Below are 25581 nucleotides of genomic sequence, written 5' to 3'. Positions count from 1 at the left end.
CGGTCAGACCACGTACGAGGCGATGGTGCGGGCACACTGGAGCGACTCGGTACGACCGGAGTCGACCTCGACGTCGTAGCGGACGCCCCGGTGCACGATCTCGGCCTGCGACACCGCCATCCCGATCACCCGGTCCCCTCGGGCGATCTCCCGGCCCGCCGCGACGTCCGGAGCACAGCGCACCCCGACCCACAGCACGTCGAGGTCCGCCAGGTATCGACCGGTGCGTTCCTGGGAGGCGCCGCCGCCGAGGAACACCTCGTCGAGGATGATCCGCGCTCCGGCCCGTGCCATCGCGGCGATGCCGACCATCCAGGCATGCTGCAACTCGTCGAAGTCCGCGCCGACGACGACCTCACCGTCGGGCCCGAAGGTCAACCCGGTGGGGGAGTTCAGCATTGCCGGCGGCAGTCGGCCGATCAGGTCGTCCACTCCGAAGCTGATCCATGGGCGCGGAAGGATGTGCTTGAGGCACCGGGCGATCGCCGACTTGCCCGAGCTGGAGCCGCCGTTGAGCACGATGACCTGTGTCGACAAGTGATCGTCAACCTTTCCGGGATCCGCTGCCCCCTTGCGCACCGGCGGCTTGGCGATGACGACGCAGCCGGACGTTCTCCAGCAAGCGGAGTGGTGCCGGCCATCGGGATTCTTTCAGGCTGTCACATCCCGCTGACACCCGCGGCCGGGCCACGTGTGCGGCGAGCGCGAAATGACTGGTCGAGGCTGCCCGTGCTGCGTACCGTTTCCGATCAGTTGTCGTCACCAGGAGTGGATCATGCGAGTGCCGTACCCCCGCACGCCGCATCTGCCCTGGTCGCCGGGGGTGAGCGCGGACGACCTGCGGGTCGGGGACCTGTCCGGTCTGCGTGGCCGGGAGGTCGTGGTGACCGAGAAACTCGACGGCGAGAACACCACCCTCTACCGCGACGGCCTGCACGCCCGGTCGCTGGACTCGGCACACCACCCGTCCCGCGCCTGGCTGAAGGCACTGCACGGCCGGATCGCCACCGGACTGCCGGCCGGCTGGCGGATCTGCGGCGAGAACGTCTACGCCCGGCACTCGATCGGCTACCAGGATCTGGCGAGCTGGTTCTACGCCTTCTCGGTATGGGTCGATGACCGGTGCCTGGACTGGGATCGCACGGTCCGGTTCACCCGGCGACTCGGGCTGCCGGTGCCGCCGGTGCTGTGGCGGGGCACCTTCGACGAGCGGGCGCTGCGGGCGCTGCGGGTGGATCCGGCCCGGCAGGAGGGTTACGTGGTCCGCAGCGTCGACGGGTTCACCCGTACCGAGTTCGCCGGCCGGGTCGCGAAGTGGGTACGCCGTGACCACGTACGCACCGACGCGCACTGGATGCTGGCGCCGGTGATCCCGAACGACCTCGGCCGGCACGCCGCGCTCTGGGAGGTGCGCTCGGGTGGCCCGGTGGACGTACCCGCGTTGATCGCCGCCACCCTCGGCGACAGCACCCCCGACCTCGGCACCGCCCCTCGGCACAACACCGTCGACCCGTCCGGTGTCCCGCAGCCGGTCGACCGGGTCGAGGAGGTGGTCGCCGACGTCCGGGCCCGGCTCGACCTGCTGGGTCGCTCCGGTGATCCTCGGCTGGCGGGAGTGCTGGCCGCCCTCTACACCCAGGTCCGTCTGCCGGGGTTGCCGGCCCGTCTGGTGTCGCCGCTCGGCATGCCGCTGGCCCGCCGGGTCGCCGACCTGGTGGAGCTGCACACCGGCCCGCACCGGCCGTTTCCCGACGAGACGCGTCGGGCCGGCCTGATCCGGCTCGCGGACGGAGTCGACGTCGGCGTCCTGCACGCGGTTGCCGCAGCGGTGCTGACCGGCCGCGACGACGCCGACACCGCCGAGGCGCGGGAACAGGTGGCCTGGTCGGAACTGCACGCGGAAGAGGCCGGCCTGCTCGGCGAGGCACCCCTGCGACAGCTGCGGGCCGGGCTGCGGGCGACGCTGCGCGGGTACGACCCGGAGGTGGCGGACAGGTGCTGGGCGGAGACGCGCCAGGCGTACGCGGACGGCCGGATCGACACGCCTGAGGAGGCCCCGGCGGCAACCTGGCGGTGGCGGTCGGGGCAGTTTCCCCGGCTGGTGGTGACGGTCGGGCCGGCCGGCAGCGGCAAGAGCACCTTCGCCGGTAGCCTGCCGGGCGTCACCGAGGTCGTCTCCCTCGACGAGCTGCGTCAGGCCCGAGGCTCCCGCGCCGACCAGCGGGCGAACGCGGCGGTGCTGCGCGCCGGCCTGGACCGGCTCGACACCCTGCTGGCCGGGGGCGGGACTGTCGTCTGGGACGCGACGGCGCTGACCCGGCAACAGCGCTCCCTGGTGCACACCGTGGCCCGCCGCCGCGACGCGCTGACCACGCACGCGGTGCTGCTCGTCCCGGCCGACCTGCTGGCTCGGCGAAACGCCGACCGGGCGTACCCGGTGCCGCCGGAGGTGCTCGACGGACAACTTCACCGGTTCCGCCTGCCGTGGGCCGGAGAGGCGCACCGCACCTGGTACGTCGGCCCGGACGGCACGATCGAAGACGTCGCCGGCAGCCTCGACGACGAGGAGCCGGACGTCTTCGCCGCCGGCGAGCCGGTGCTCGGCGGGGTGCGGTGAGATGCGGACGAGTACGGAGATCTACCACCGGATCCGCTGGGACCCTCGGTTCGACCCGGCACGGTTCGTGTTAGGGGTCAACGTCCGGGGCACCGACCCGAAGCGGATTCCGTTGCCCGCGTTCACGCCCGACGGCGACATCCCGTGGCATCGGGTGCTGTTCATAGAGGCGGACGGCGAGGTGGTGTGGGACCGGGCCGCCGGCCTGGACCGGATCGACTCGGCGCAGGTCGGCCGCGTCCGGCACCCCCGGCTGCTCCGAGCGCCGTCGTTCACCGCCGGTACGCCGCTGCGGTGGTCGCCCGGCCCGGATCCCCTGTCCGAGGTACCGGTCTCGGGCTGGCACGCCGCGCCCTCGCCGTCCGGCACGGCCGGGCCACCCGGCCCGGGCCGGGTGCGGGTGCTGACCTGGAACACCCTGTGGGACCGGTACGACAGCGAGCGGATCGACACCGCCCGGCGCCGGCCGCTGCTGCTGGCGGCACTCGAGCGCGCCGACGCGGACGTGATCGCCCTGCAGGAGGTCGAATCCGACCTGCTGCACCTGCTGCTGCGCGCCCCGTGGGTCCGCGCCGGCTACACCCTCGGCACCGAGCCGACCGGGCGGGAGGTCGACGACACCGGGCTGCTGCTGCTCAGTCGCCTGCCGGTCCGGGAGTCCGGCCGGCATTCGCTCGGCCCGCACAAGGCGGTCGCGGCGATCACCGTGGAGTCCGCCGCCGGGCCGGTGGTGGTGGCCGGCACCCACCTGACCAGCGACCACACGTCCGGCGGGGCAGCCCGACGGCAGGTCGAACTGGCCCGGCTCGCCGAGGCGCTGGCCGGGATCGACGGGCCGGTGGTGCTGGTCGGCGACTTCAACGACGGCGGAAGCGGCCCCGGTGTGCTCCCCGAGGTCCGGGACGCCTGGTCCGAGGTGCACGGGGTCGGTGACCGCACGCCGACCTTCGACCCGCTGGTCAACCCGTTGGCGGCCGTCTCGTCACTGTCCGGCCGGCCGGCCCGGCTCGACCGGGTACTGCTGCGCGGCACCGTACTGCGGGCCGAGGCCGCCGCCCTGCTCGGCAACGCCCCGGCCACCGCCGACGGCCTGTTCGTGTCGGACCACTACGGCGTCACCGTGGACGTCATCGTCGTCGACAGCTCGGCCGGCCCCGGTGCCGTACCCGGCAGTTCGGTCACGCCCGGAGCGTTCGACACCGGTGAACTGCGCTGGCCCGATGCCGACCCGTCCTCGCCGGATCTGGACGCCTGGCAGGCGGAGGCGGACCGCCCGCAGCGACTCGCGGCCGGCGGACCGGTGCGTGACAGCTCCGGCGTACCGGGGGAGGAGCGCACCGATCCGCTGACCCGGCAGGTGCTGTCGCGGCTGCGGGAGGTCCTGCCGGAGGCGGTGCCGCACCTCGTCGGGTCGCGGCGGCTCGGTTGCGCGGCGCCCGACGCCGACCTGGATCTGGTGCTGGCGCTGCCGGGCCGGCTCGACCTGCCCGCGGTCGAGGCCCGGGTGCGGGCCGCGCTGCCGGCCGCGACCGGGCTGCGCCAGGTGGTCGGTGCTCGGGTGCCGGGGCTGCGGCTGCACGTCGACGACCGGGACGTCGACCTGGTGCTGGTCGCGACCGGGGACGTTCCGGCAACGGCGGCGGTGACCCGCCGGGCCGAGCTGGGCCCGGCGGCGGCGATGGCGTTGAGCGCGGTCAGCGACGCCGAGGAACTGCTCGCGGCGGTACGCGGACACCGGTCCGCCTTCGTCGGGCTGTCCCGGATCGTGAAGGCGTGGGCGCGGGTACGCGGGATCGACTCGGCACCGTTCGGCGGGCTGCCCGGACTGGCCTGGACGGTGCTGGCGGCCCGTACGGTGCGCCAGGCCGGCGACCTGCCCCCGCTCCTGCTGCTCAGGCAGTTCTTCGCCGACTGGGCGGCCTGGGACTGGCGTGAGCCGATCAGTCTGCGCCCGTCGACGGGACCGACCGAGCCGGCCAACACCGGCACCGGCACCGATACCGACGGCGACACCGATGCGCCGGTGCGGATCATGACGCCCAGCGCACCGGTCCGGTCCTGCTCCGGGCAGGTCTCCGTCGCCGGCCGTGATCTGCTGACCCGGGAGCTCTACGCCGCCTGGGAACTCCTCGACACCACACCTGCCCACGAACCGATCAGCCGGCTGCTGTCGCCGCCTCCGCTGCATCGCCGACACGCCGCCTGGGCGGTGCTGACCGTGCGGGCGGTTCGGGGCGAGGCGTTCGACGTGACGCTCGGCCGGGTCCGGGGTCGCATCCGTGCCCTGCTCACCGCCGTGGAGCGGGCCGGTGTCCCGGAGTCGCACGCCTGGCCGCGCCCGTTCGACCGTACGGCGGAGCTGGCCCGGTACGCGATCGGCCTCGGCCCGACGCCACCGGATCGGGACGGGCTCGCCGAGGTGGCCGCGACCTGGACGCCGGGACTGCTGGGTGTCACGGTCGACTGGCGGCCCGGCGGTGAACTGCCAACCCTGCGCTGAACGGACCGGCCGTCGCGCCGACCCGTTCGTCCGGGCGGGTTGCTCAGGTTCCGGCTGGGGTGCCGGGGCCGCCGCGACGGTGTTGGCGGCGGGTCTCGGTCGGCCGGGTCGGGTCGACGTGGCGGGGCCTGTCGGGTTCGTCGGGGCGCAGCGGCGCCAGGGCGACGGTGAGCGCCTCGATGATCGCCTCGGTGGCCCGGGCGGCGGCGCCGGGACTGGCCGGGTCGATCCCGGTCAGGTCGACGGGTGGGCCGAAGTGCACCCGGATCACCGGGCGGCGCAGCATCGCCCGGCCGACCGCCCGGAGCATTCCGGTGGGTGCGGCGTACGGCAGCACCTCGTGGGCACCCCACTGGGCGACCGGTACCACTGTGGCGCCGCTGGCGAAGGCGAGCCGGGCGGTGCCGGTCTTGCCCCGCTCGGGCCACATGCCGGGGTCGAGTCCCATCCGCCCCTCCGGGTAGACCAGCACCACCGAGCCCTGGGTGACGGCCGCCGCCGCGTGTTCGAGGGCGAGGCCGACGGTCGGGGTACGCCGGTCGACCCGGATGTGTCCGCTGGCCCGCATCGCGGAGCCGACGATCGGGGCCCGGAACACCCCGCCGGTGGCCATGATCCGGGGTGCGATCCGGCGTACCCGGCAGGCGGCGGCCAGCACGACCGGGTCGAACGGGTTGATGTGGTTGGCGGCCAGGATCAGCGGCCCGTGCCGCAGCCCGTCCGGTACGTCGCCGGTGACCCGTAGCCGGGCGAGCAGCCCGACGACGCCCCGGGCGAGCACCTGGAGGAAGAGCCAGAAGCGAGGGGCGCGCCAGGGCGCGGTGGTGGTGGTCTCCATCAGCGGTCGATCGTCGCACGCGCCGGCCGTCAGGGCGGCCCGGGGCCGACAGGTGTCGCCTCGGCACCGGACTGTTGGACGGCGGCGACGTGATCGACCTCCCAGCACCACCATCTACGACGACAGGTAGTATTTACTACGTCCGGTAGTAAATACCTGGGGGTCAACCGTGGACGCGCTCGACGTCGCCCGGTGGCAGTTCGGTGTCACCACCGTCTACCACTTCCTCTTCGTACCGCTGACCATCGGGCTGTCGGTGCTCGTGGCGATCCTGCAAACCCGCTGGCACCGCACTGGGGAGCTGCGCTACCTGCGGCTGACCAAGTTCTACGGCAAGCTCTTCCTGATCAACTTCGCGATGGGCGTGGTCACCGGCATCGTGCAGGAATTCCAGTTCGGGATGAACTGGAGCGACTACTCCCGCTTCGTCGGCGACGTCTTCGGCGCCCCGCTGGCCATCGAGGCCCTGCTCGCGTTCTTCCTCGAATCCACCTTCATCGGACTGTGGATCTTCGGCTGGGACCGACTGCCCCGCCGGATCCACCTGGCCACCATCTGGGCCGCCGCGATCGGCTCGACGCTCAGCGCGTACTTCATCCTGGCCGCGAACTCCTGGATGCAGAACCCGGTCGGCTACCGGATCAACCCCGACACCGGCCGGGCCGAACTCACCGACATCGTCGCCGTGCTGACCAACAAGGTCACCCTGGTCACCTTCCCGCACACTCTCGCCGGCTGCTTCCTCGTCGCCGGGGCGCTGATGGTCTCGATCGCCCTCTGGCACCTGCGCCGCCCGGCCGGCGAGACCGCCGACGAGGTCCCGACGGCGGGGGAGAACCGTGCCGCGTTCCGGTTCGCCGCCCGGTTCGGCTCCTGGGTCACCCTGGTCGCCGCCGTCGCCGTCGTGATCAGCGGCGACCTGCAAGGCAAGATCATGACGCAGGTACAGCCGATGAAGATGGCCGCCGCCGAGGCGCTCTACACCACCGAGCAGCCCGCCTCGTTCTCCGTACTCACCGTCGGCAGCCTGGACGGCAACCGGGAACTCTTCGCCATCAAGATCCCGTACCTGCTCTCGGTGCTCGGCACCGGCGACCCGAACGGCCAGGTACAGGGCATCAACGACCTCCAGGCCCAGTACGTCGCCCAGTACGGCCCCGGCAGCTACACCCCGATCATCCCGGTCACCTACTGGAGCTTCCGATTCATGATCGGCTTCGGGTTGGCCGCCGCCGCCATCGCCGCGCTCGTGCTCTGGGCACAGCGCCGCGGCCGTACCCCGAACTCCCGCTGGCTGGTCCGGGCCGGCCTCGTCATGCCGGTCCTGCCGCTGGCCGCGAACTGCTTCGGCTGGATCTTCACCGAGATGGGCCGGCAGCCGTGGGTCGTGTTCGGCGAGATGCTCACCCGCGACGGTGTCTCCCGCAGCGTCTCCCTGGCCGAGGTACTCACCTCGTTCACCGCCTTCACCCTGGTCTACGCCACCCTCGCGTTCGTCGAGGTCAAGCTGCTGATCCGGTACGCCCGCGCCGGCCTGCCGGACACCGCCGCGCCGACCGAACCCGAACCCGACGCCGACGACGAGGACCGTCCGCTCGCCTTCGCCTACTGACCGGAGTCCACGATGGACCTGCCCACCTTCTGGTTCCTGCTCATCGCCGTACTCTTCGTCGGCTACTTCATCCTGGAGGGCTTCGACTTCGGCGTCGGCATCCTGCTGCCCGTCCTCGGCCGCGACGACCGGGAACGCCGGGTGCTGATCAACACCATCGGACCGGTCTGGGACGGCAACGAGGTCTGGCTGATCACCGCCGCCGGCGCCCTCTTCGCCGCCTTCCCCGCCTGGTACGCCAGCCTCTTCTCCGGCCTCTACCTGCCGCTGCTACTCGTGCTGCTCGCCCTCATCTTCCGGGGCGTCGCCTTCGAGTACCGGCACAAGCGCCCCGAGGCCGGCTGGAAAGCCCGCTGGGACCTCGCCATCTTCCTCGGCTCACTGATCCCGGCCGCCCTGTGGGGAGTCGTCCTCGGCAACCTGCTGCGCGGCGTACCGCTGGACGCCCGAAGCGACTACACCGGCGGACTGCTCGACCTGCTCAACCCGTACGCGCTGCTCGGCGGGGTGACCACGACGGCGCTCTTCGTCACGCACGGCGCCGTCTTCCTCGCCCTCAAGACCACCGGTGAGATCCGGGCCCGCGCCGGCCGGCTCGCCGCCCGGGTCGCCACCGCCACCGCCGGACTCACAGTCGCGTTCCTGGCCGTCGGCCTGACCATCCGGAACACCCCGGCCGCCGTCGGCCTCGCCGCCGTCGCCACGCTCGCCCTGGCCGGCACCCTCGCCGCCACCCGGGTACGCCGGGAGGGCTGGGCCTTCGTCGGCACCGCCGCCGCGATCGGGCTGACCGTGGCCGCCCTGTTCGCCGCGCTCTTCCCGACCGTGCTGCCGTCCACCGCCGACCCGGCCGGCACCCTCACCATCCACAACGCCGCCTCCAGCCCCTACACCCTGACGGTGATGACCTGGGTGGCCGCCTTCTTCACCCCGGTCGTCCTCGCCTACCAGGGCTGGACCTACTGGGTCTTCCGCAAGCGGATCGGAGTCGCCAACATCCCGCGCTGACGCCCATCACCCCAACGCCACCGCCGGGCTACCTCCGCTAGTTGAGACTTTCCCCGAACCCACACCGGAGCAGGGCAGGAAAAGTCTCACATAGGAGTTCAATGAAACAATTGAAGGAGTCGTGCCGGGGCAACGCCCGCTCGTAACCTTCGAAAGGCACCCGATGGGACAGCTCCCGATCCGGTTCATCCGGGTCGCCGAAACCGCCCGGATCACACCACGGATGGCCCGGATAGCCTTCACCGGCGACGACCTCGCCGACCTGCACCTCGCCGGCCCCGACCAGCAGGTCAAGCTCTACTTTCCCAGACCCGGGCAACGCCGCCCCCGGCTGCCCGACCCCGATCCCGACCTCTGGCGCTGGTACGCCGGCTTCGCCGAGATCCCCGCACCCGTTCGCCCGTGGACCCGCAGCTACACCATCCGGGCCCACCACCCGCACGGCAACCTCGTCGACATCGACTTCACCCTGCACGAACACGCCGGCCCGGCCACCCGATGGGCCGCCTCCGCCACCCCCGGCGACACCCTCGGCATGTTCGGCCCGTCCCCGGTCTTCGCCCGCCCCCTCCCGCTCGGCACCACCGACTGGATACTGCTCTGCTGCGACGAATCGGCGCTGCCGGCGCTCGGCACCATCGTCGAGGCGCTGCCGGCCGGCACCCGGGCACACGCCTTCGTCGAGATCCCCGACCGGGCCGAGGAGCAGCACCTCGACACCCCGGCCGACCTCACCCTGCACTGGCTGCACCGCGACGACCCGCCCACCGCACACGGCAACCCACTGCTCGACGCCGTACGCGCGGCGACCTTCCCGGCCGGTTCGGTCCTCGCCTGGCTGGCCGGTGAGGCCGGCACCGTACGCGCCCTGCGCCGGCACCTCGTCGACGACCGGGGCCTGCCGAAACAGTCGATCGACTTCACCGGCTACTGGCGACGGAACCTGACCCAGGACGACGACCCGACCGACGAGGACCTCGCCGAGGTACGCGAACGCCTCGCCGACGCCGAGAACGCCACCCAGGCCCGGTGAACCCCCGGTGGGCGCCGGCCCTGCACCTCGGCGCCCACCGGGCAGCACCGCCCCACGGGGCCGGCGACGGTGAGCGGGCGCGCCGGGCCGACCGCTCAGCGCAGCGGGACCGTCTGCGCCGGACCACTCGGCGGGGTCACCCGCAGCTCGACCGCCTCCGCCGGCAGCAGCGCGGCGTCCCGGCCCGCGTCCCGCCACCCCTGGTCCGTGAGCCGGTAGTCGAACGCCGCCCCCTCCGCCGCCACCGCCGTGCCCTGCCCGTCCGGCAGCCGCAGCCGCACAGGCAGCACCGCCGACCAGTCGGCGATCCCGCTGGCCACCGGCCGCAACGGGGCCCCAACCGGGCCGAGCAACGCGATCACCCGAGCCGGATGGTCGTCGTACTGGACCGTCGTCAGCAGCAGCATCCGGCCGTCCGGCGTCACCCCGTACACCGTCAGCAGCGGTGACCCGTCGACGGTGTGCGTACCCCACGGGTCGTGGTAGTCGGCGAGGACCTCGGGCTCGTGCACGTACCGCCGGACCAACTCCGGCGGGTCATGCCACACCGACTCGGCACCCGGCAGTACGTGGTCGCGCAGTGGTGGCGACGGCCGGTCCCGTCCCCCCGGAAACAGGATCTCCGAGGCGTTGCTGAGATGCACCAGCTCGCGCCCGCCGTCCGCTGACCGCAGCGCGACAGTGACCCTCCTGCGCTGGGGCGGCACCGCGAGCACCGCGGCCCCGTCCCGGAACGACACCTGCGCGAACGCCCGCTGCACCCGACCGTCGGGGGTGAACCGCAGCTCCGGGGAATACTCCACCACCCGCCCCACGTCCAGCACCAGCAACACCTCCCGGTCCCTACCGAGCAACGCCGCCTGCGAGTTGCCGTCCATGCCGTCCTCGGGTACCTGCTCCACCGTCATCACCCGCAACCGGTCACCGACCGACTCCACGAACGCGGCCAGCGCCGCCAACCGCACGTCGCCCGGCTGCCGCACCACCGGATGCTCGGCGGTGCGCTGCATCACGAACGCCGCCGGCCCGGCCGGGGTACCACCGGCCCACACCACGTGCGGCGCCCCGCGTACCCCGCCGTCGATCGCGGCGACGTGCCGCCGCCACACCTCCAGCAGCCGCCGCACGAACGCCTCGTCGCCCGCCAGGTCACCCCGGGACGGCCGGTCGAACAGCGGCGCCGCCACCTCCGGCCCGCCGCGACCGCCGCCCGTCCACCGCAGCATCCCGCCGGACGACGCCGTCGCGACCGCCAGCAGACCGGCCGCCAACACCCCCCGACGGCGCAGCACCCGCCGCCGCCCACCCCGGCGTACCCCTTCGAGCAGGTCCGGCGGTCCACTCAGCTGGGCCGTCGCTCGGTGCAGGACCCTCCGCACCTCGGCATCGTCGATCGTCATCGCACACCCCCGGAATCGTTGGAAACAGCCGAGACGAGACCGGAACCGGCAAGCGCCACCCGCAGCCGCGCCAGCCCACGCGCCGTGTGGCTCTTCACCGCACCCTCGGAGCAGTCCAGCGCGACGGCGACGTCGGCGACCGACAGATCCTCCAGGAACCGCAGGACCACCGCGGCCCGCTGCCGGTGCGGCAACGACCGCAACGCCGCGACGACCGACTCCCGGACCAGCACGTCCTCGCTGCGGTCCGGCGTCACCGGCTCGACGTCGGCCAGCGCCCGCTCCGGCCGCCGGGCCCGCCGCCGCCACCGGCTCGCCGCCCAGTTCACCAGAGCCCGCCGGGCGTACGCCTCCGGCACCGTCCGTACCCGACGCCACCGCAGATAGACCTGCTCCAGTACCTCCTGGAGCAGGTCTTCCGCCTCGTGCCGGTCACCGGTCAGCAGGTACGCGACCCGCAACAGTGCCACCGACCTCGTCCGGACGAAGTCGTCGAAGTCCGTGCCACGCGAGTCTCGCATCCACCCTCCCAGTCCCGTCTCCTGTCAAGACACCGCCGGAGAGCGGGAGGGTTACCACCTGGGAGCGGAAATCAGCCCAGGTCGACCACCGGATACAGCGGATAGTCCGCCAGCAGGTCGGCGGCCTGCCCGGCCACCCGCTGCGCCACCGCCCCGTCCAGCACATACCGCGCCTTCGACGGGACATCGTCCGGCCCGACCCCCGGGCGGGTCGCCGACAACACCGTGTGCACCAGCCCGGCCACCTCGTCCATCTCGGCCACCCCGAGCCCCCGGGTCGTCAACGCCGGCGTGCCGAGCCGGACACCGGAGGTGTACCAGGCACCGTTCGGGTCCCCGGGTATCGAGTTCCGGTTCGTCACGATGCCGGCGTCCAACAGCGCCGCCTCGGCCTGCCGCCCCGTCAACCCGTACCCCGTCACGTCGACAAGCAGCAGATGGTTGTCCGTACCCCCGGTCACCAGCCGCGCCCCCCGGCGCAACAGCCCCTCGGCCAACGCGACGGCGTTCTGCACGACCCGACCCGCGTACGCGGCGAACTCGGGCCGCCGCGCCTCCGCCAACGCCACCGCCTTGCCGGCGATCACGTGCGGCAACGGGCCGCCGAGCACCAACGGACAACCCCGGTCCACCTGGTCGGCGAACTCCGGACCGCACAACACCATCCCGCCGCGCGGGCCCCGCAACGACTTGTGCGTCGTCGAGGTCACCAGATGCGCGTGCGGCACCGGATCGAAGTCACCGGTGAACACCCGCCCAGCCACCAGCCCGGCGAAGTGCGCCATGTCGACAAGCAACGTCGCACCGACCTCGTCGGCGATCTCCCGCATCAGCCGGAAGTTCACCCGACGCGGATACGCCGAATAGCCGGCCATCAGAATCAACGGTCGGAACTCCCGGGCGATCCGGCGCACCTCGTCGTAGTCCAGCAACCCCGTCTCCGGATCGGTGCCGTAACTACGCTGGTCGAACATCTTGCCGGAGATGTTCGGTCGGAAACCGTGGGTCAGATGCCCGCCCGCGTCCAACGACATGCCCAACATCCGCTGGTCGCCCAGCTCCCGGCGCAACACCGCCCAGTCCGCCCCGGTCAGCTCGTTCACCTGCCGGACCCCGGCCCGCCGCAACGCCGGCGACTCCACCCGCTCCGCCAGCACCGCCCAGAACGCCACCAGATTCGCGTCGATCCCCGAATGCGGCTGCACGTAGGCGTGCGCGGCCCCGAACAACTCCCGGGCATGTTCCGCCGCCACCGACTCCACAGTGTCGACATTGCGGCAACCGGCGTAGAAACGGCGGCCGACCACGCCCTCGGCGTACTTGTCGCTGAACCAGTTACCCATAGCCAGCAGTACCGCCGGAGACGCGTAGTTCTCCGCAGCGATCAACTTCAACGACTCGCGCTGGTCGGCCAGTTCCGCCCCGATCGCATCCGCGACCCGGGGCTCGACCGCACGCACCACATCCAACGCCGCGCGGAACGCGACGGATTCCGTGGACCTCGTGCCGACCGGAAAGACCGGATTGACCATGGCAGCCTCCTGGGCGAAGGGAATCGGCCCAGGCGCACGGCACACGTCACTCGACGGGACCGCTTCCCGATGGTTGATCCCATCCCAGCACGCCAGTCACGGTCCGGGCCGAGCCTACCAACCGGAGCGGCCCGGACGGCAACGAATCACCCCGCGTCGCGCAACTCCGCCAGCCGCGCCTCGATCTCCGCCAACTCGGCCCGCAACTTCTCCGCCTGCTGCTCGGCCTCCCGCCGCTCCACCGCCATGATCTGCTCCACCGCCTCGTGCACACCTGGAACATCGATCAACGCCACCATCTTCAACGCCTCGGCCGGCTTGATCACGTACGGCTTCGCCAGCGATTTCGCGCCCTGCGTCGCCGCCAGCGTCCACTCACCGTCCGCGTACGTCAGGGTGACCGTCAACCCCGCCGGCCCCTTCGGCTTCGCCGCCTTCGTCGCCCGACGGGCCGGCTTCGGCTCACCCTCACCGTCCGCCGGACGGGCCGGGGGAGTCTCCACTGCGGTCACTGTTGCCTCCTCGCGGGGCGCCGGAACCGGCTCCCTGACAATCTTGAACTCTGGCTCCGGGACCGGCTCCGGCTCCGGCTTGACCGGCGCCCGCCGGGTCGCGCCCTTCGGCGCCACAACCAGATCGCTGGGGGAGAAGGGCAGCTCGTCGCGGCCGAACCGGACCACCACCCACTCCTCGGACACCTCCGGATCGGTCAACTCCACCACCTGACCGAGCTGCCCGGCCACCTGCCCCGCCGCCTCGGTGAACATCACCTTCGGCTTGCGCCCCGCCGCCAACGCGTCCCTGATCTGCTGCAACTCCTCGGTGGACAACCCCGGTTGGGCGGTACGCGCGGCAGCCATCAGAACCCTCTTCCGTACACCTGTTTGATTCATGACTTACTACCAGGCCGGCCCGACAACGTCGAGACGGACACACCGGTCCGAGATCAACAAAACCAGGACCCGGGACACCGTCCCGCCCCGACCAAGCCGCCGAACCCACAACCGTCCCGCCCCGGAGGACCCGCCGAACCCACACCTGGCAGGATCGCCAGCTATCGAACCCGCGCGGATCACCCGCGCCGAACGAAACCCGCGGGCGCACCACAGCGCACCCGCGACACCCCGGCCCGGACCCGGCAGCCGGGAGGCGACAACCAGGGGGAGAGGACCATGACTCCACTGACGGTGGTGACCGGCGGCGGACGGGGAATCGGCGCCGCGACAGTACGACAACTCGCCGACGCCGGACACGACGTCGTCTTCTGCTACCGGCGCGACGCCGAAGCCGCCGACGCCGTACTCCGCGAGGTCACCGCCGCCGGACGCCGGGGCCTCGCCGTCCGCGCCGACACCACCGACCCCGACCAGGTCGAACGACTCTTCGACCAGGTCGCCACCCTCGGCGAACCCACCGGCTTGGTCAACAACGCCGGAGTGACCAGCCCGATCGGCCCGTTCGAGGAACTGACCCTGGCCGATCTGCGCCGCGTCGTCGACGTCAACCTCATCGGCTACGTCCTCTGCGCCCAGCAGGCCGCCCGCCGGTTCCCGTCCGGCGGGGCGATCGTCAACGTCTCCTCGGCAGCCGCCACCCTCGGCAGCCCCGGCGAATACGTGCACTACGCCGCCGTCAAAGCCGCCACCGACGCCCTCACCGTCGGGCTGGCCAAGGAACTCGCCCGCAAGGGCATCCGGGTCAACGCCGTCGCACCCGGCACCATCGACACCGAGATCCACACCATCTCCGGAGTACCCGACCGGGCCCAGCGGGTCGCCAGCCGGATACCGCTCGGCCGCGCCGGCCGGGCCGACGAGATCGCCGCCGCGATCGTCTGGCTACTCGGCGACGGCGCCTCCTACACCACCGGCGCCGTACTCCGAGTCGCCGGCGGCATGTGACACCCCGCCGGACATCTCCGGCCGGCTCCGTCACGGCCTGCCGTCACGGCCTGCCGCCGTGGCGGACTAGGCAATTCCCGGCAGGTCGTGGCAGCATCACGCAGGTGAGCAGCACACTCGCCGAGGCACAACACCTGCGCGACCTCGCCCGGCTGCGCCGCGTCCGAGACCGGATCGACCGGGAGCACGCCCAGCCGCTCGACGTCGAGGCGCTCGCCCGTGGCGTGAACATGTCCGCCGGACATCTCAGCCGCCAGTTCCGGGCCGCCTACGGTGAGTCACCGTACTCCTACCTGATGACCCGACGCATCGAACGCGCCATGGCACTACTGCGCCGCGGCGACCTCAGCGTCACCGAAGTCTGTTTCGAGGTCGGCTGCTCCTCACTGGGCACCTTCAGCACCCGCTTCACCGAACTGGTCGGCATGCCGCCCAGCACATACCGGACCCGGGCCGCCGACCCCACCGCGGAGCTGCCACCCTGCATCGCGAAACAGGTGACCAGACCGATCAGGAATCGAGAAGCGCGGGTCAGCGAGCCGCAACTAGCGTGACGGACATGGACATCAACATTCACGCCGCCTTCCTCCCGCACACCGACCCCGACGCCGCGCTGGCCTTCTACCGCGACACCCTCGGCTTCGAGGTCCGCAACGACGTCGGATACGGCGGCATGCGCTGGATCACCGTCGGTCCCCCCAAGCAGCCGGAAACCTCGATCGTCCTGCACCCGCCGGCCGCCGACCCCGGCATCACCGACGATGAGCGCCGCACCATCCTCGAACTGATCGCTAAGGGCACCTACACCGCCATCACCCTGGCCACCCACGACCTCGACGCCGTCTTCGACCGGGTACAGGCCAGCGGCGCCGACGTCGTCCAGGAACCGACCAACCAGCCGTACGGCATCCGCGACTGCGCCTTCCGCGACCCCGCCGGCAACATGATCCGGATCAACCAGCTCGGCTGACCGCCGCGACCACCACAACCCCTTGGTCGGTCCCGCGAAGGCGACCCCCACCCGAACAATGGAGAACACCACAAGCATGGCCATGAGGACGGACACCACGTCGCACGTCGCCGACAGCCACGACCTGATCCGCGTACACGGCGCCCGCGAGAACAACCTCAAGGACGTCAGCGTCGAGATCCCGAAGCGCCGGCTGACCGTCTTCACTGGCGTCTCCGGCTCCGGCAAGAGTTCACTGGTGTTCGGCACCATCGCCGCCGAATCCCAGCGCATGATCAACGAGACCTACAGCAGCTTCGTACAGGGGTTCATGCCGACCCAGGCCCGCCCCGAGGTGGACGTACTCGACGGTCTGACCACCGCGATCATCGTCGACCAGGAGCGGATGGGCGCCGACCCGCGCTCCACCGTCGGCACCGCCACCGACGCCAACGCGATGCTGCGAATCCTCTTCAGCCGCCTCGGCGAGCCGCACATCGGCCCACCCAGCGCCTTCTCCTTCAACGTCGCCTCCGTCCGGGCCAGCGGGGCGATCACGATCGCCGGCAAGACCACCAAACAGACCTTCAACCGCACGGGCGGCATGTGCCCCCGCTGCGAAGGCCGCGGCCGGATCTCCGACATCGACCTCAGCCAGCTCTACGACGACTCCAAGTCGATCGCCGAGGGCGCCTTTACCATCCCCGGCTGGAAGTCGGACAGCTGGTGGACCGTACGCACCTACGCCGAATCCGGCTTCCTCGACCCCCACAAGCCGATCCGCGACTTCACTAAGCGGGAGATGCAGGACTTCCTCTACCGGGAACCGACCAAGGTCAAGGTCGAGGGCGCCAGCCTCACCTACGAAGGACTGATCCCCAAGATCCAGAAGTCGTTCCTGTCCAAGGACCGGGAGGCGATGCAACCGCACATCCGGGCATTCGTCGACCGGGCCGTCACCTTCACCACCTGCCCCGAATGCGGCGGCACCCGGCTCAGCGAGGCGGCCCGATCCGCACGGATCAAAGGCGTCAACATCGCCGAAGCGTGCGCCATGCAGATCAGCGACCTCGCCGAATGGGTCCGCGACCTCGACGAACCATCCGTGGCACCGCTGCTCGCCTCGCTGGGCCAGACCCTCGACTCGTTCGTCGAGATCGGGCTCGGCTACCTCTCCCTCGACCGACCCTCCGGCACCCTCTCCGGCGGCGAGGCACAGCGCACCAAGATGATCCGCCACCTCGGCTCCTCGCTCACCGACGTCACCTACGTATTCGACGAACCCACCATCGGCCTGCACCCACACGACGTCCAGCGGATGAACGACCTGCTGCTCCGGCTCCGGGACAAGGGCAACACCGTACTCGTCGTCGAACACAAACCCGAGACCATCGCGATCGCCGACCACGTCGTCGACCTCGGCCCCGGCGCCGGTACGGCCGGCGGCACCGTCTGCTTCGAAGGCACCGTCGAAGGACTACGCGCCAGCGACACCACCACCGGTCGACACCTCGGCGACCGGGCCGCCCTGAAGAAGACGGTACGCAAGCCCACCGGCACCCTGGAGATCCGCGGCGCGACCGCGAACAACCTGCGCGACATCGACGTCGACATCCCACTCGGAGTACTCGTCGTCGTCACCGGCGTCGCCGGCTCCGGCAAGAGCTCACTCGTGCACGGATCCATCCCGGCCGGCGCCGGCGTCGTCTCGATCGACCAGGGCGGCATCCGCGGCTCCCGCCGAAGCAACCCGGCCACCTACACCGGACTGCTCGACCCCATCCGCAAGGCGTTCGCCAAGGCCAACGGCGTCAAACCGGCACTGTTCAGCGCCAACTCCGAAGGCGCCTGCCCCACCTGCAACGGTGCCGGCGTCATCTACACCGACCTGGCCATGATGGCCAGCGTCGCCACCACCTGCGAGGACTGCGAAGGCAGGCGGTTCGAGGCATCGGTACTCGAATACCGCCTCGGCGGCCGCGACATCAGCCAGGTACTCGCGATGTCCGTCACCGAGGCCGAGGAGTTCTTCGGCACCGGCGAGGGCCGCACCCCGGCCGCGCACGCCATCCTGCGCCGGCTCGCCGACGTCGGACTGGGCTACCTCAGCCTCGGCCAACCGCTCACCACCCTCTCCGGCGGTGAACGGCAGCGCCTCAAGCTGGCCACCCACATGGCCGAGAAGGGCGGCGTCTACGTCCTCGACGAGCCGACCGCCGGACTTCACCTCGCCGACGTCGAACAACTACTCGGCCTGCTCGACCGGCTCGTCGACTCCGGCAAGTCCGTCATCGTCGTCGAGCACCACCAGGCGGTGATGGCGCACGCCGACTGGATCGTCGATCTCGGTCCGGGCGCCGGCCACGACGGCGGCACGATCGTCTTCGAAGGGCCGCCGGCCGACCTGGTCGCCGCCCGATCCACCCTGACCGGCGAGCACCTGGCCGCCTACGTCGGCGCCAGCGACACGAAGGGCTGAGGCAGGGCGCTCGGCGGTGATCGGCACACCTCGTGCCCACCGGCCGCACGCCCGGCGAGCACGACTGACCATGGTCCGTGCCGGCGTCCCAGGACGCCGTCACGGACCGGTCGCGTCTCGGGCCGACCCCCGGGTCAGCAGCGTTCCTGGAAGTCGATGATGACCGGCACGGTCTGCGTCACCCGTCCGTCCGACGCCCAGAGCACCGAGTGGTACCGGCCGACCGGGGTCGCCGCGACGCTGAACGGGGCACCGTTGAGAACCAGATGGCGGTCACTGGACCCGGGCGGGATGGAGCCGTTCGGGATGGGGGCGGCGCCAGGGGGCAGGTTCGTCACTCCGGACGTGATCGGTGTCGACCAGGTTCCGTTGATCGAGACCAGGAAGTACAGGCCGGCCCTGGCGAAGTTGGCCGGAGTGCACATCCGCTGCGGACGGTTGGGGTCGTAGTCGACGAGTTCCCAGGTCACCGGAACGTTCGAGTCCGTGGTTGACGGGGGTGTCGACGCGGCGGCGGGCGAGCCGCCGGTCAGTGCCAGCGCCAGTGCTGCTGCCACGCCGATCACGAGCTTGAGCACACTACGGGTGGGTCTCACGAACAGCTCCCTCGGTCGTTGCCGGTCCGGGCGACCCGGCGTCGCCCATCCGCAAGTATCAATGGATAGATGATTGCGTTGTCAAGCAAACAACCCGAGGTGCGACGTCGACGTGCCGACCGGGGAGTAGCCGCACGGTCGCACGCACCAACACGTTCTACGACGAAGCCGGGCAGATCCACCCGATGATCCGTGGGTCACGGCCGCGGGCACGCGTCGCGTCTTCGGGTACGACGAGAGTGGACCTGCCGAGCGGCGATCGATCCGGCTGGCACGGAGAGGCACGGACCAGTCGAGCCACAGTCAGCCCGCGCGCCGGAACTTTTAAGAGCCTGGTAAATAAGGGTTTCAGGTGGGTTGGTGGCGGGCGAGTCGGCGGGTCATCACGATGATCATCGCCCATTGGACCATCGCGGCGTGGTGCTCAGGCAACCGTTCGTAGTCGCGGACGGTACGGCGGCACCGGTTGATCCAGGAGAACGTGCGCTCGACCGCCCACCTGCGGTGTAGGACCACGAACGTGGTCTGACCGGCGAGTTTCGTCACGACGCGTACGGTCATCGCGAGGTGGGTGGCTGCCCAGGCGATGGCCTTGCCCGTGTAGCCGCTGTCGGCCCAGACGAGACGGATCGTGGGGAAGCAGGTGTGCAGCGCTTGGAGCAGGGCCGGGGCGGCGGTGCGGTCCTGGACGTTCGCGCCGGTGACCAGGACCGCCAGGAGCAGGCCGCAGGTGTCCACCGCGATGTGCCGTTTACGGCCGTTGACCCGCTTGCCCGCGTCGTAGCCGCGGGTGGTGCGGCTGACGGTCTCCGCGCCCCGGATCGACTGGGAGTCGACCAACGCCGCGGTGGGTTGCCGGTCACGGCCTTCGACCTGAACGCGGACCTGTTCACGCAGGCTGTTGTGGATCCGGTTGAGGATTCCGTCGGCGGTCCAGGTCCTGAAGTAGTGGTAGACCAGCCTGTGGTGGGGGAAGTCGGCCGGTAGCGCGTCCCACTGGCAGCCGGTGCGGTTGAGGTAGCGGATCGCGTCGACGATGTCGCGGCGGGGGTAGATGATCGGCCGGCCACGTCCGGTGCTGGCCGGAACGTGTGGTGCCAGGATGGCCCATTCGGCGTCGCTGGTGTCCGACGGGTAGTGCCGTGGCCGGGCGGTGGGCAGGTGAGCGTCGAGGGTGGCCGGGGTGGTGGATGCGGCGACACCGGCGACAAGGTATACAGACAGGGTTGGGCCTTCGGTCGTGCTGGTTTAGTCGCCGTTGCTCGTACCGGAGGCCCTTCCTCATGTCACGCCCGCCACGCTGGCTGTGACGGGTGTCCTCGGCCCCAGGGTGACGGTTGAAGCCGGCCCCATCCGCTGTTGAGGCGCTTGGTTGGTGGCAGAGCTATTTGGCCCCACCTGCATCGGCCGCGGACGATGGCCGTGTCAATCGTGGCTGGCCCCAGCTTGTTGATCGTGCGTCTGACGACTTCCCGAGGGTGTCCGTTGACAGCGAACTTGGTCTTCTTGCCATCGAACCTGGACCGCTGGCCGTCCCTGCCAACGAAGTTGGTCCACCGCAGTTCAGGCGCCGGAGCGTGCCCGGTCGCCCACGACCGATCTGCCACCTGCAGTGATCAGTCCTACTGCTGGCGTGCCATGCGATCTGATCCGGCCTGGTCAGCGCGTTGGTCGTGGGTCAGGTTCGGTGGCACCGGACAGAGGGGTTTCGGAATCACGATCTGGGGCAGCCTGCGGGGTTGTCGGCTGGTGAATGCCGACCCGCCCCGCAAGGGGGCTTCGGTCAGGCGGTCAGGCGGTCTTTGCTGATGAGGCGCCGGCTGGACGCGATGGTTGCGGCGAGGGTTGCGAGGTAGAACGCGGCAGTGATCAACATAAGCCATGTCCACGGGATGGACAGGGTGAACCCTCGAAGTTTGACTGCGGCGATGACGACTGGCGGCACGGCGATGAGCGCGGCCAGCGCGGTGCTGGTCAGGATAACGAGGCCGTTCTGGATGAGCAGGACGTGCCGCGCCCATCGCGGGGACAGTCCGATGGCGATGAGCCGGCCGAGGTAGCTGCGCAGGGTGATCACCTGGCTCCTGGCGAGGGCCATGGTCGTGGCTAGGACGATCGCGGCGAGGCCGAGGACCGCCCCGTAGTAGGCCGGCGGAACCGTGATGGGCTCCGGCGGTTGGTAGATGCCGACCTGGAGCGGGTCGAGGCCGTTGTCGATCGCGGCCTGCTCGGCGGCGGCTGCTTGGGCCTCGGTGACGTCGGTGAATACGATCGCCGCCGGGCTGATGGTGAGGTTGAGGCGTTGCGCGGTCGCGCTGAGCAGCAGCCCGCTGACTCCGACGGTCCAGGCGGGTTCGAAGGTTGTGCGGCTGGCGGGCAGGGGCGGGCTGGAGGCCGCCGCTCGGTCACTGGCACGGTCGTGGCTGAGCAAAGTCCGCGTGCCGGGTCCGTCGCTCCACACGAGGAGGCCACCTCGTTGCAACGTCTGTCGTTGCGTTTCGGTGAGGGCACCGTTGTTGAGGCGGCTGGCCTGCTCGGGGGTGTCGACCACGAGTACCGCACCGATACCGGCGTCCTTGACTGTGACGTGCACCGTCTCGGTCGTGAGGTAGCCGGTCTTGACCGGCTGCGCTGCGTTGGCGAGTCGGGCCGATACGGCGGTGACCACCTCGGGAGAGGGCGGATGCATGGCCCCTCCGGGTCCGGACAGCACCACCTGGTGCGGTGCGACGGTGGGGACGACGTCTTCCTGCGCCGTTGTGATCAGTGTTGCCAGCAGCGTCATCAGTCCCAGGGGGGCGCCGAGCGTCGCCGTGAGGACCGCGACGGCGGCGACGGCGCGGGTGCGGTCATTGTGCAGTTGCTGGCGGCCCAGGCGGGTCCGAGGATCGCTGGTGGGTAGCAGGCGGATCGCCGCGCCGACGGCTTCCGGTGTGAACAGCAGGACCGCCGCCGCGACGGTCGCGGTCAGCACCATCGCCTTCGGGACGGTGTCGAGCATGCCGATCTGGATGACGATCGCGGCCCCCAGGATGCCGGCGGCGGTCCACCGCACGGTCACGCCGCTGACACGCGTTTGCTTCTCTGCCGACGTCGGCCCGGGAGGTGGGTCGGTGCTCGCCGCTACTCGCGACGGCCGAGAGTGGGCCAAATGCAGTAGGAGCGCCGCCACGACGCACGCCGCGAACGTGACGCCGAGCAGCCGCGCGGGGGGCGCCAGCAGACCCGGCCAGGGCGAGATCGGCCCGGCGAGGAACCGGTCCACCACCGGCCGGCTGGCGGCACCGAGGCCAATGCCGGCGATGATGCCCGCAAACGTGGCGGCGAGCGTCCACACCGTTGTCGCGGCGGCGACGCCCGCTGTGGCGGTAGCTCTGCTCATCCCGATGGACGTCAGGATCGCCAGGCTTCTATGGAAGCGGCGCGCGTTGAGGCCGAACACGGCGAGCACCGCCAGTAGCGGCAGCGCCAGCGAGGGCAGGTCGTAGGCGAGCGGGATCCGGTCGGTCCACGACCGGCGGGGTGTGGTCAGCTCGTCTGCTCGGGTGCGCACCTCAGCGGCGAGCTGCGCCTCGACCGCGGCCGGCGACGCTTCCATGGCATCTCCTGCGGCGACCGCGGCGACGGCGGTGAGTACCTGCTGTTGGACGCCGCCGTTCCACAGCAGCGTCGCGGTTGCCAGGACGGTGGAGAAGTTGCGACCGGTTGCCTCGCTCAGCGATGCCCAGGTGCCTTGCGCCGCGAGGATCCGCGGGGTGGCCCCGAACAGGTCCTCGGCAACGCCGACCACGCGCAGGCGGTCGTTGCCGGAGAACACTGTGAACGACTCGACCGGACCGAGGACGCTCCGCAACGCGTCGGTCAGCACCACCTCGCCCGGCTGGCTCGGCCACCGCCCTTCCCGCAACTGGTAGCGGTCAGGGAACGGCTCCGCCGGCCACGGCGCCTCGCTGTAAAGGGTGAACGGCGGTCGGGTCATATCGGGGCGAACGTCGAACGAGGCCAGTGTCACGACCACCTCCGCTGCCCCGGCGGCCCGAGCCGCCGTAGCGACCTCGTCGGCCACCTCCCCATCGCCGGGCCGAAGGGTGGTGACGTTACTCAGGTCGATCTGCGAGTCGAAGCGCCCAAGGTCGCGCACCGTGACCTGGTGCGGGGACAGCGTGAAGGCGTTGAGGGTGACGAACACCGCCACCAGCAGCGCGGCCGTCGCTGCGACGAGGAAGGTCGACCGTGCCAGCGACCTGCTGCGCGCGAATCTGCGCGCCACGACAGCAACCAACCGGGCTCGCACCTCAGGTCGTCCCATCCGCCGCCCGCTCCCGGCGGACGACGCTCCCGTCGACCATCTCGTAGACGGTGTCGGCGTACTCGCGGCACATCGGGTCGTGCGTGCACACCACCGCCAGGGTGCCCTGGTCACACAGTTGCCGCAGCAACCCGAACAACGCGTGGGAATTGGAGGAGTCCAGCGCCCCGGTCGGTTCGTCGGCCAGCAACACCCGCCGGTCCCCGACCAGTGCCCTGGCTATCCCGACACGCTGCCGCTGCCCGCCAGACAGCTGGCTCGGGAGTCGACTGCCCAGGCCCTCCAGCCCAACCCGCGCGAGTTGCTGATCTGCCAGCTCCAGCGCCCGCCGGTAGGGCACGCCGGTGACCTCCAACGGCAATGCCACGTTCTCCCGGGCCGTGAACTCCTCAATCAGGTTGTGGTCCTGGAAGATGACCCCGACGTCCGTCAGACGCAACCGCGCCCGCTGGTCCTCGTTGAGCCGACCGACCTCGGTCGACTCAACGAGGATCCGGCCCGCGTCCGCCTGGTCCAGTCCCGCGATGAGGTTCAGCAGCGTCGACTTACCGGACCCACTGGCGCCGAAGACGCAGACGAACTCGCCCGCACTCGCTCGCAGGTCCGCATCCCGCACGGCCCACACAGTCTCCGAATGGGTCACGAAGCGACGGCTGACACCCTCGACGGCGAGCAGGGATTCAGCAGCGCTGGCCGGTGAGGTCAGCACCCGCGGTCAGTCCGCCACGACGACAGCTCATCGCTGTTGAACACATTCACGTTGTCGTCCTCGGTCAACGCCGGCATAGTCCTGCAATTCCCTCCGCCGTCGTGGTCGTAATACCAGGCGGCACTCGTATTCGTCCGGTTCTCCCACGAGTCCATGTGATCGTTTGCAGCGGCACTCACATTCGAGATGCCTCCGCCCGGACCGCGCGACCCCAGGAATCCGACCCAACTGTTGCCATCATAGATGCATACAAGGTTGGATCCGCAGAAAGCCGGGTTCCCGGCCGAGGCGGCGGCCGGGAACGCTAGCCCTCCGGCCGCGATCACCGCACTCACAACCAACAGTTTCTTGACACCCATGCGCACTCCCTCCCCATGTCCGGCGGTCCCTGTGGCGTGACCACCAGACGCGAAATGTGAATATGCGAAACGTAATGCGTCCATTACAGGCAGTCAATGGAAGGCTGGCGTCCGGCCTTGCAGAAGGTGAACCTTCTGACATGACTCTTATTCATCCATCCCGCGCATTTGGATTTCACCTCGCACATTCCCGGATCGGGATAGGAATAAAGGCGACAGCGCCGAGGTGTGGGTGTACCACGGCTGCGACTTGCCCTCCGTCCGGCGACTTCGTCTGCTGGATAGACGGACAACCTGCACTGACGCTAGCCTCCGGCTTGGCCGGGACGCGACCCCGCAGTGGGGATACGTGAGGTTTGCTTCGAAGGTCGCCACTTCCACAGTCGGTGGATGCGTAACTAAATGTGAGTGATGATTGGTCGGTCGAGGCAACGTCGGGGCCAGAGAGCAGGGCTCATCGCTGGCGATCCCGATGGCGGTGCCGCGTGCGGATCAATTCCGCGCGGCGGCTTGCGATACGAGTTGTGTCTTCGTGCGGGCGAGTCGGTAGGAGTTGGTGCCGGTTTGGATGATGTTGCCGCCGAAGGTGAGGCGGTCCACGATGGCCGCGCACAGGCGCGGGTCGGTGAAGGTTTTGGTCCAGCCGGAGAACGCTTCGTTGCTGGCGATGGCGACGCTGTTCTTCTCTTCCCGTTCGGTGAGGACCTGGAACAACAGTTCGGCGCCGCGACGGTCGAGTTCCATGTAGCCCAGTTCATCGATGCAGAGCAGGTCGACGCGGCCGTAGCGGGCGATGGTCTTGGTGAGCTGCTTGTCGTCGGCGGCTTCAACGAGTTCGTTGACCAGCTTGGCGGCCATTACGTAACGGACCCGGTATCCGGCCATCGCGGCGGCGGCGCCGAGGCCGATGAGCAGATGAGACTTGCCGGTGCCAGAGTCGCCGATCAAGCACAGGGGTTCACCGTTGCGGACCCAGGCGCAGGTGGCCAGCGTGTGGATCATGGCGGGATTGACGTTGGGGTTGGCGTCGAAGTCGAAGTCTTGTAGCCACTTGTCTCGTGGGAAGCCGGCGGCTTTGATGCGTCGTTCGGATCGGCGTCGGTCGCGTTCGTCGCACTCGGCGAGGAGCAGTTCGGCGAGGAAGCCGCGGTAGGTGAGCTGTTGTCGTTTCGCGGTGTCGGCGACGTCCGCGAAGCGGCTACGCAGGGTCGGTAGCCG

General features: G+C 70.5%; 20 protein-coding genes, 1 pseudogene and 1 riboswitch. Of the genes and pseudogenes, 9 read left to right on the top strand and 12 right to left on the bottom strand.

What is annotated here, in order from left to right:
- Positions 1–3: 3 nt before the first annotated feature.
- Positions 4–537 carry a chloramphenicol phosphotransferase CPT gene (cpt, locus tag CLT71_RS04490; protein ID WP_101365990.1) on the bottom strand — a complete coding sequence of 178 codons (534 nt, stop codon included), beginning with the start codon at positions 535–537 and terminating at the stop codon, positions 4–6.
- A gap of 238 nt (positions 538–775) precedes the next feature.
- On the opposite strand from cpt, the gene CLT71_RS04485 reads away from it, so the two are divergent.
- A complete protein-coding gene (locus CLT71_RS04485) occupies positions 776–2617 on the top strand; it encodes an RNA ligase family protein (protein WP_101365989.1) in 1842 nt (613 codons plus the stop codon).
- Position 2618: 1 nt separating this feature from the next.
- Positions 2619–5117 (top strand): poly(A) polymerase, encoded by a 2499-nt coding sequence (locus tag CLT71_RS04480; RefSeq protein WP_101365988.1) that lies wholly within the window; start codon positions 2619–2621, stop codon positions 5115–5117.
- 43 nt (positions 5118–5160) lie between these two features.
- On the opposite strand, the gene CLT71_RS04475 is transcribed toward CLT71_RS04480, so the two are convergent.
- A complete protein-coding gene (locus CLT71_RS04475; RefSeq protein WP_101365987.1) occupies positions 5161–5955 on the bottom strand; it encodes a lysophospholipid acyltransferase family protein in 795 nt (264 codons plus the stop codon).
- 169 nt (positions 5956–6124) lie between these two features.
- Between CLT71_RS04475 and CLT71_RS04470 the strand changes: the two genes are divergently transcribed.
- The 3 genes from CLT71_RS04470 (at position 6125) to CLT71_RS04460 (ending at position 9608) form a co-directional block, all read left to right on the top strand.
- Positions 6125–7567 carry a cytochrome ubiquinol oxidase subunit I gene (locus CLT71_RS04470; protein ID WP_101365986.1) on the top strand — a complete coding sequence of 481 codons (1443 nt, stop codon included), beginning with the start codon at positions 6125–6127 and terminating at the stop codon, positions 7565–7567.
- A 12-nt stretch (positions 7568–7579) separates the two neighbouring features.
- Positions 7580–8575, top strand: a complete 996-nt coding sequence (cydB, locus tag CLT71_RS04465) for a cytochrome d ubiquinol oxidase subunit II (protein ID WP_101365985.1) — start codon at positions 7580–7582, stop codon at positions 8573–8575.
- A gap of 163 nt (positions 8576–8738) precedes the next feature.
- Complete coding sequence (locus CLT71_RS04460; protein ID WP_101365984.1) at positions 8739–9608, top strand: siderophore-interacting protein; 870 nt, start codon at positions 8739–8741, stop codon at positions 9606–9608.
- A gap of 95 nt (positions 9609–9703) precedes the next feature.
- On the opposite strand, the gene CLT71_RS04455 is transcribed toward CLT71_RS04460, so the two are convergent.
- The 4 genes from CLT71_RS04455 to CLT71_RS04440 all read right to left on the bottom strand — a co-directional run bounded on the left by CLT71_RS04455 (position 9704) and on the right by CLT71_RS04440 (position 13921).
- Positions 9704–11008, bottom strand: coding sequence for a hypothetical protein (locus CLT71_RS04455; protein ID WP_101365983.1), 1305 nt, complete (start codon positions 11006–11008; stop codon positions 9704–9706).
- Complete coding sequence (locus tag CLT71_RS04450) at positions 11005–11529, bottom strand: SigE family RNA polymerase sigma factor (protein ID WP_101365982.1); 525 nt, start codon at positions 11527–11529, stop codon at positions 11005–11007. Before CLT71_RS04450 ends, CLT71_RS04455 begins: the two co-directional genes overlap by 4 nt.
- Positions 11530–11600: 71 nt before the next feature.
- On the bottom strand, positions 11601–13061 hold the full coding sequence (locus tag CLT71_RS04445; RefSeq protein WP_101365981.1) for a glycine hydroxymethyltransferase: 1461 nt from the start codon (positions 13059–13061) through the stop codon (positions 11601–11603).
- Positions 13062–13080: 19 nt separating this feature from the next.
- Positions 13081–13171, bottom strand: a riboswitch (ZMP/ZTP riboswitch).
- 36 nt (positions 13172–13207) lie between these two features.
- Entirely contained in the window at positions 13208–13921 is a 714-nt protein-coding gene (locus tag CLT71_RS04440; protein WP_101365980.1) for a hypothetical protein, read from the bottom strand.
- A gap of 312 nt (positions 13922–14233) precedes the next feature.
- On the opposite strand from CLT71_RS04440, the gene CLT71_RS04435 reads away from it, so the two are divergent.
- From CLT71_RS04435 to CLT71_RS04420, 4 genes are all read left to right on the top strand, one after another.
- Positions 14234–14962, top strand: a complete 729-nt coding sequence (locus CLT71_RS04435; protein WP_101365979.1) for an SDR family oxidoreductase — start codon at positions 14234–14236, stop codon at positions 14960–14962.
- A 104-nt stretch (positions 14963–15066) separates the two neighbouring features.
- On the top strand, positions 15067–15516 hold the full coding sequence (locus tag CLT71_RS04430) for a helix-turn-helix transcriptional regulator (protein ID WP_101365978.1): 450 nt from the start codon (positions 15067–15069) through the stop codon (positions 15514–15516).
- A gap of 5 nt (positions 15517–15521) precedes the next feature.
- Positions 15522–15932 (top strand): VOC family protein, encoded by a 411-nt coding sequence (locus CLT71_RS04425; RefSeq protein ID WP_101365977.1) that lies wholly within the window; start codon positions 15522–15524, stop codon positions 15930–15932.
- 76 nt (positions 15933–16008) lie between these two features.
- Positions 16009–18390, top strand: a complete 2382-nt coding sequence (locus tag CLT71_RS04420; RefSeq protein WP_101371132.1) for an excinuclease ABC subunit UvrA — start codon at positions 16009–16011, stop codon at positions 18388–18390.
- Between the two features lie 134 nt (positions 18391–18524).
- On the opposite strand, the gene CLT71_RS04415 is transcribed toward CLT71_RS04420, so the two are convergent.
- The 6 genes and pseudogenes from CLT71_RS04415 to istB all read right to left on the bottom strand — a co-directional run.
- Entirely contained in the window at positions 18525–18986 is a 462-nt protein-coding gene (locus CLT71_RS04415; protein WP_143743365.1) for a DUF5980 family protein, read from the bottom strand.
- A 348-nt stretch (positions 18987–19334) separates the two neighbouring features.
- Positions 19335–20147: an IS5 family transposase gene (locus CLT71_RS04410; RefSeq protein WP_101365975.1), complete on the bottom strand. Its 813-nt coding sequence runs from the start codon at positions 20145–20147 to the stop codon at positions 19335–19337.
- Positions 20148–20769: 622 nt separating this feature from the next.
- Positions 20770–23256 carry a hypothetical protein gene (locus CLT71_RS04405; protein ID WP_101365974.1) on the bottom strand — a complete coding sequence of 829 codons (2487 nt, stop codon included), beginning with the start codon at positions 23254–23256 and terminating at the stop codon, positions 20770–20772.
- Positions 23257–23281: 25 nt separating this feature from the next.
- A complete protein-coding gene (locus CLT71_RS04400; protein ID WP_486483048.1) occupies positions 23282–23911 on the bottom strand; it encodes an ABC transporter ATP-binding protein in 630 nt (209 codons plus the stop codon).
- A gap of 86 nt (positions 23912–23997) precedes the next feature.
- On the bottom strand, positions 23998–24363 hold the full coding sequence (locus CLT71_RS36355) for a peptidase inhibitor family I36 protein (RefSeq protein WP_158242171.1): 366 nt from the start codon (positions 24361–24363) through the stop codon (positions 23998–24000).
- Between the two features lie 492 nt (positions 24364–24855).
- Positions 24856–25581, bottom strand: a pseudogene (istB, locus tag CLT71_RS04395) (IS21-like element helper ATPase IstB); the annotation flags it as partial.

Source organism: Plantactinospora sp. CNZ320, assembly GCF_002846275.1.
This window is presented reverse-complemented; position numbering and strand designations above follow the sequence as displayed.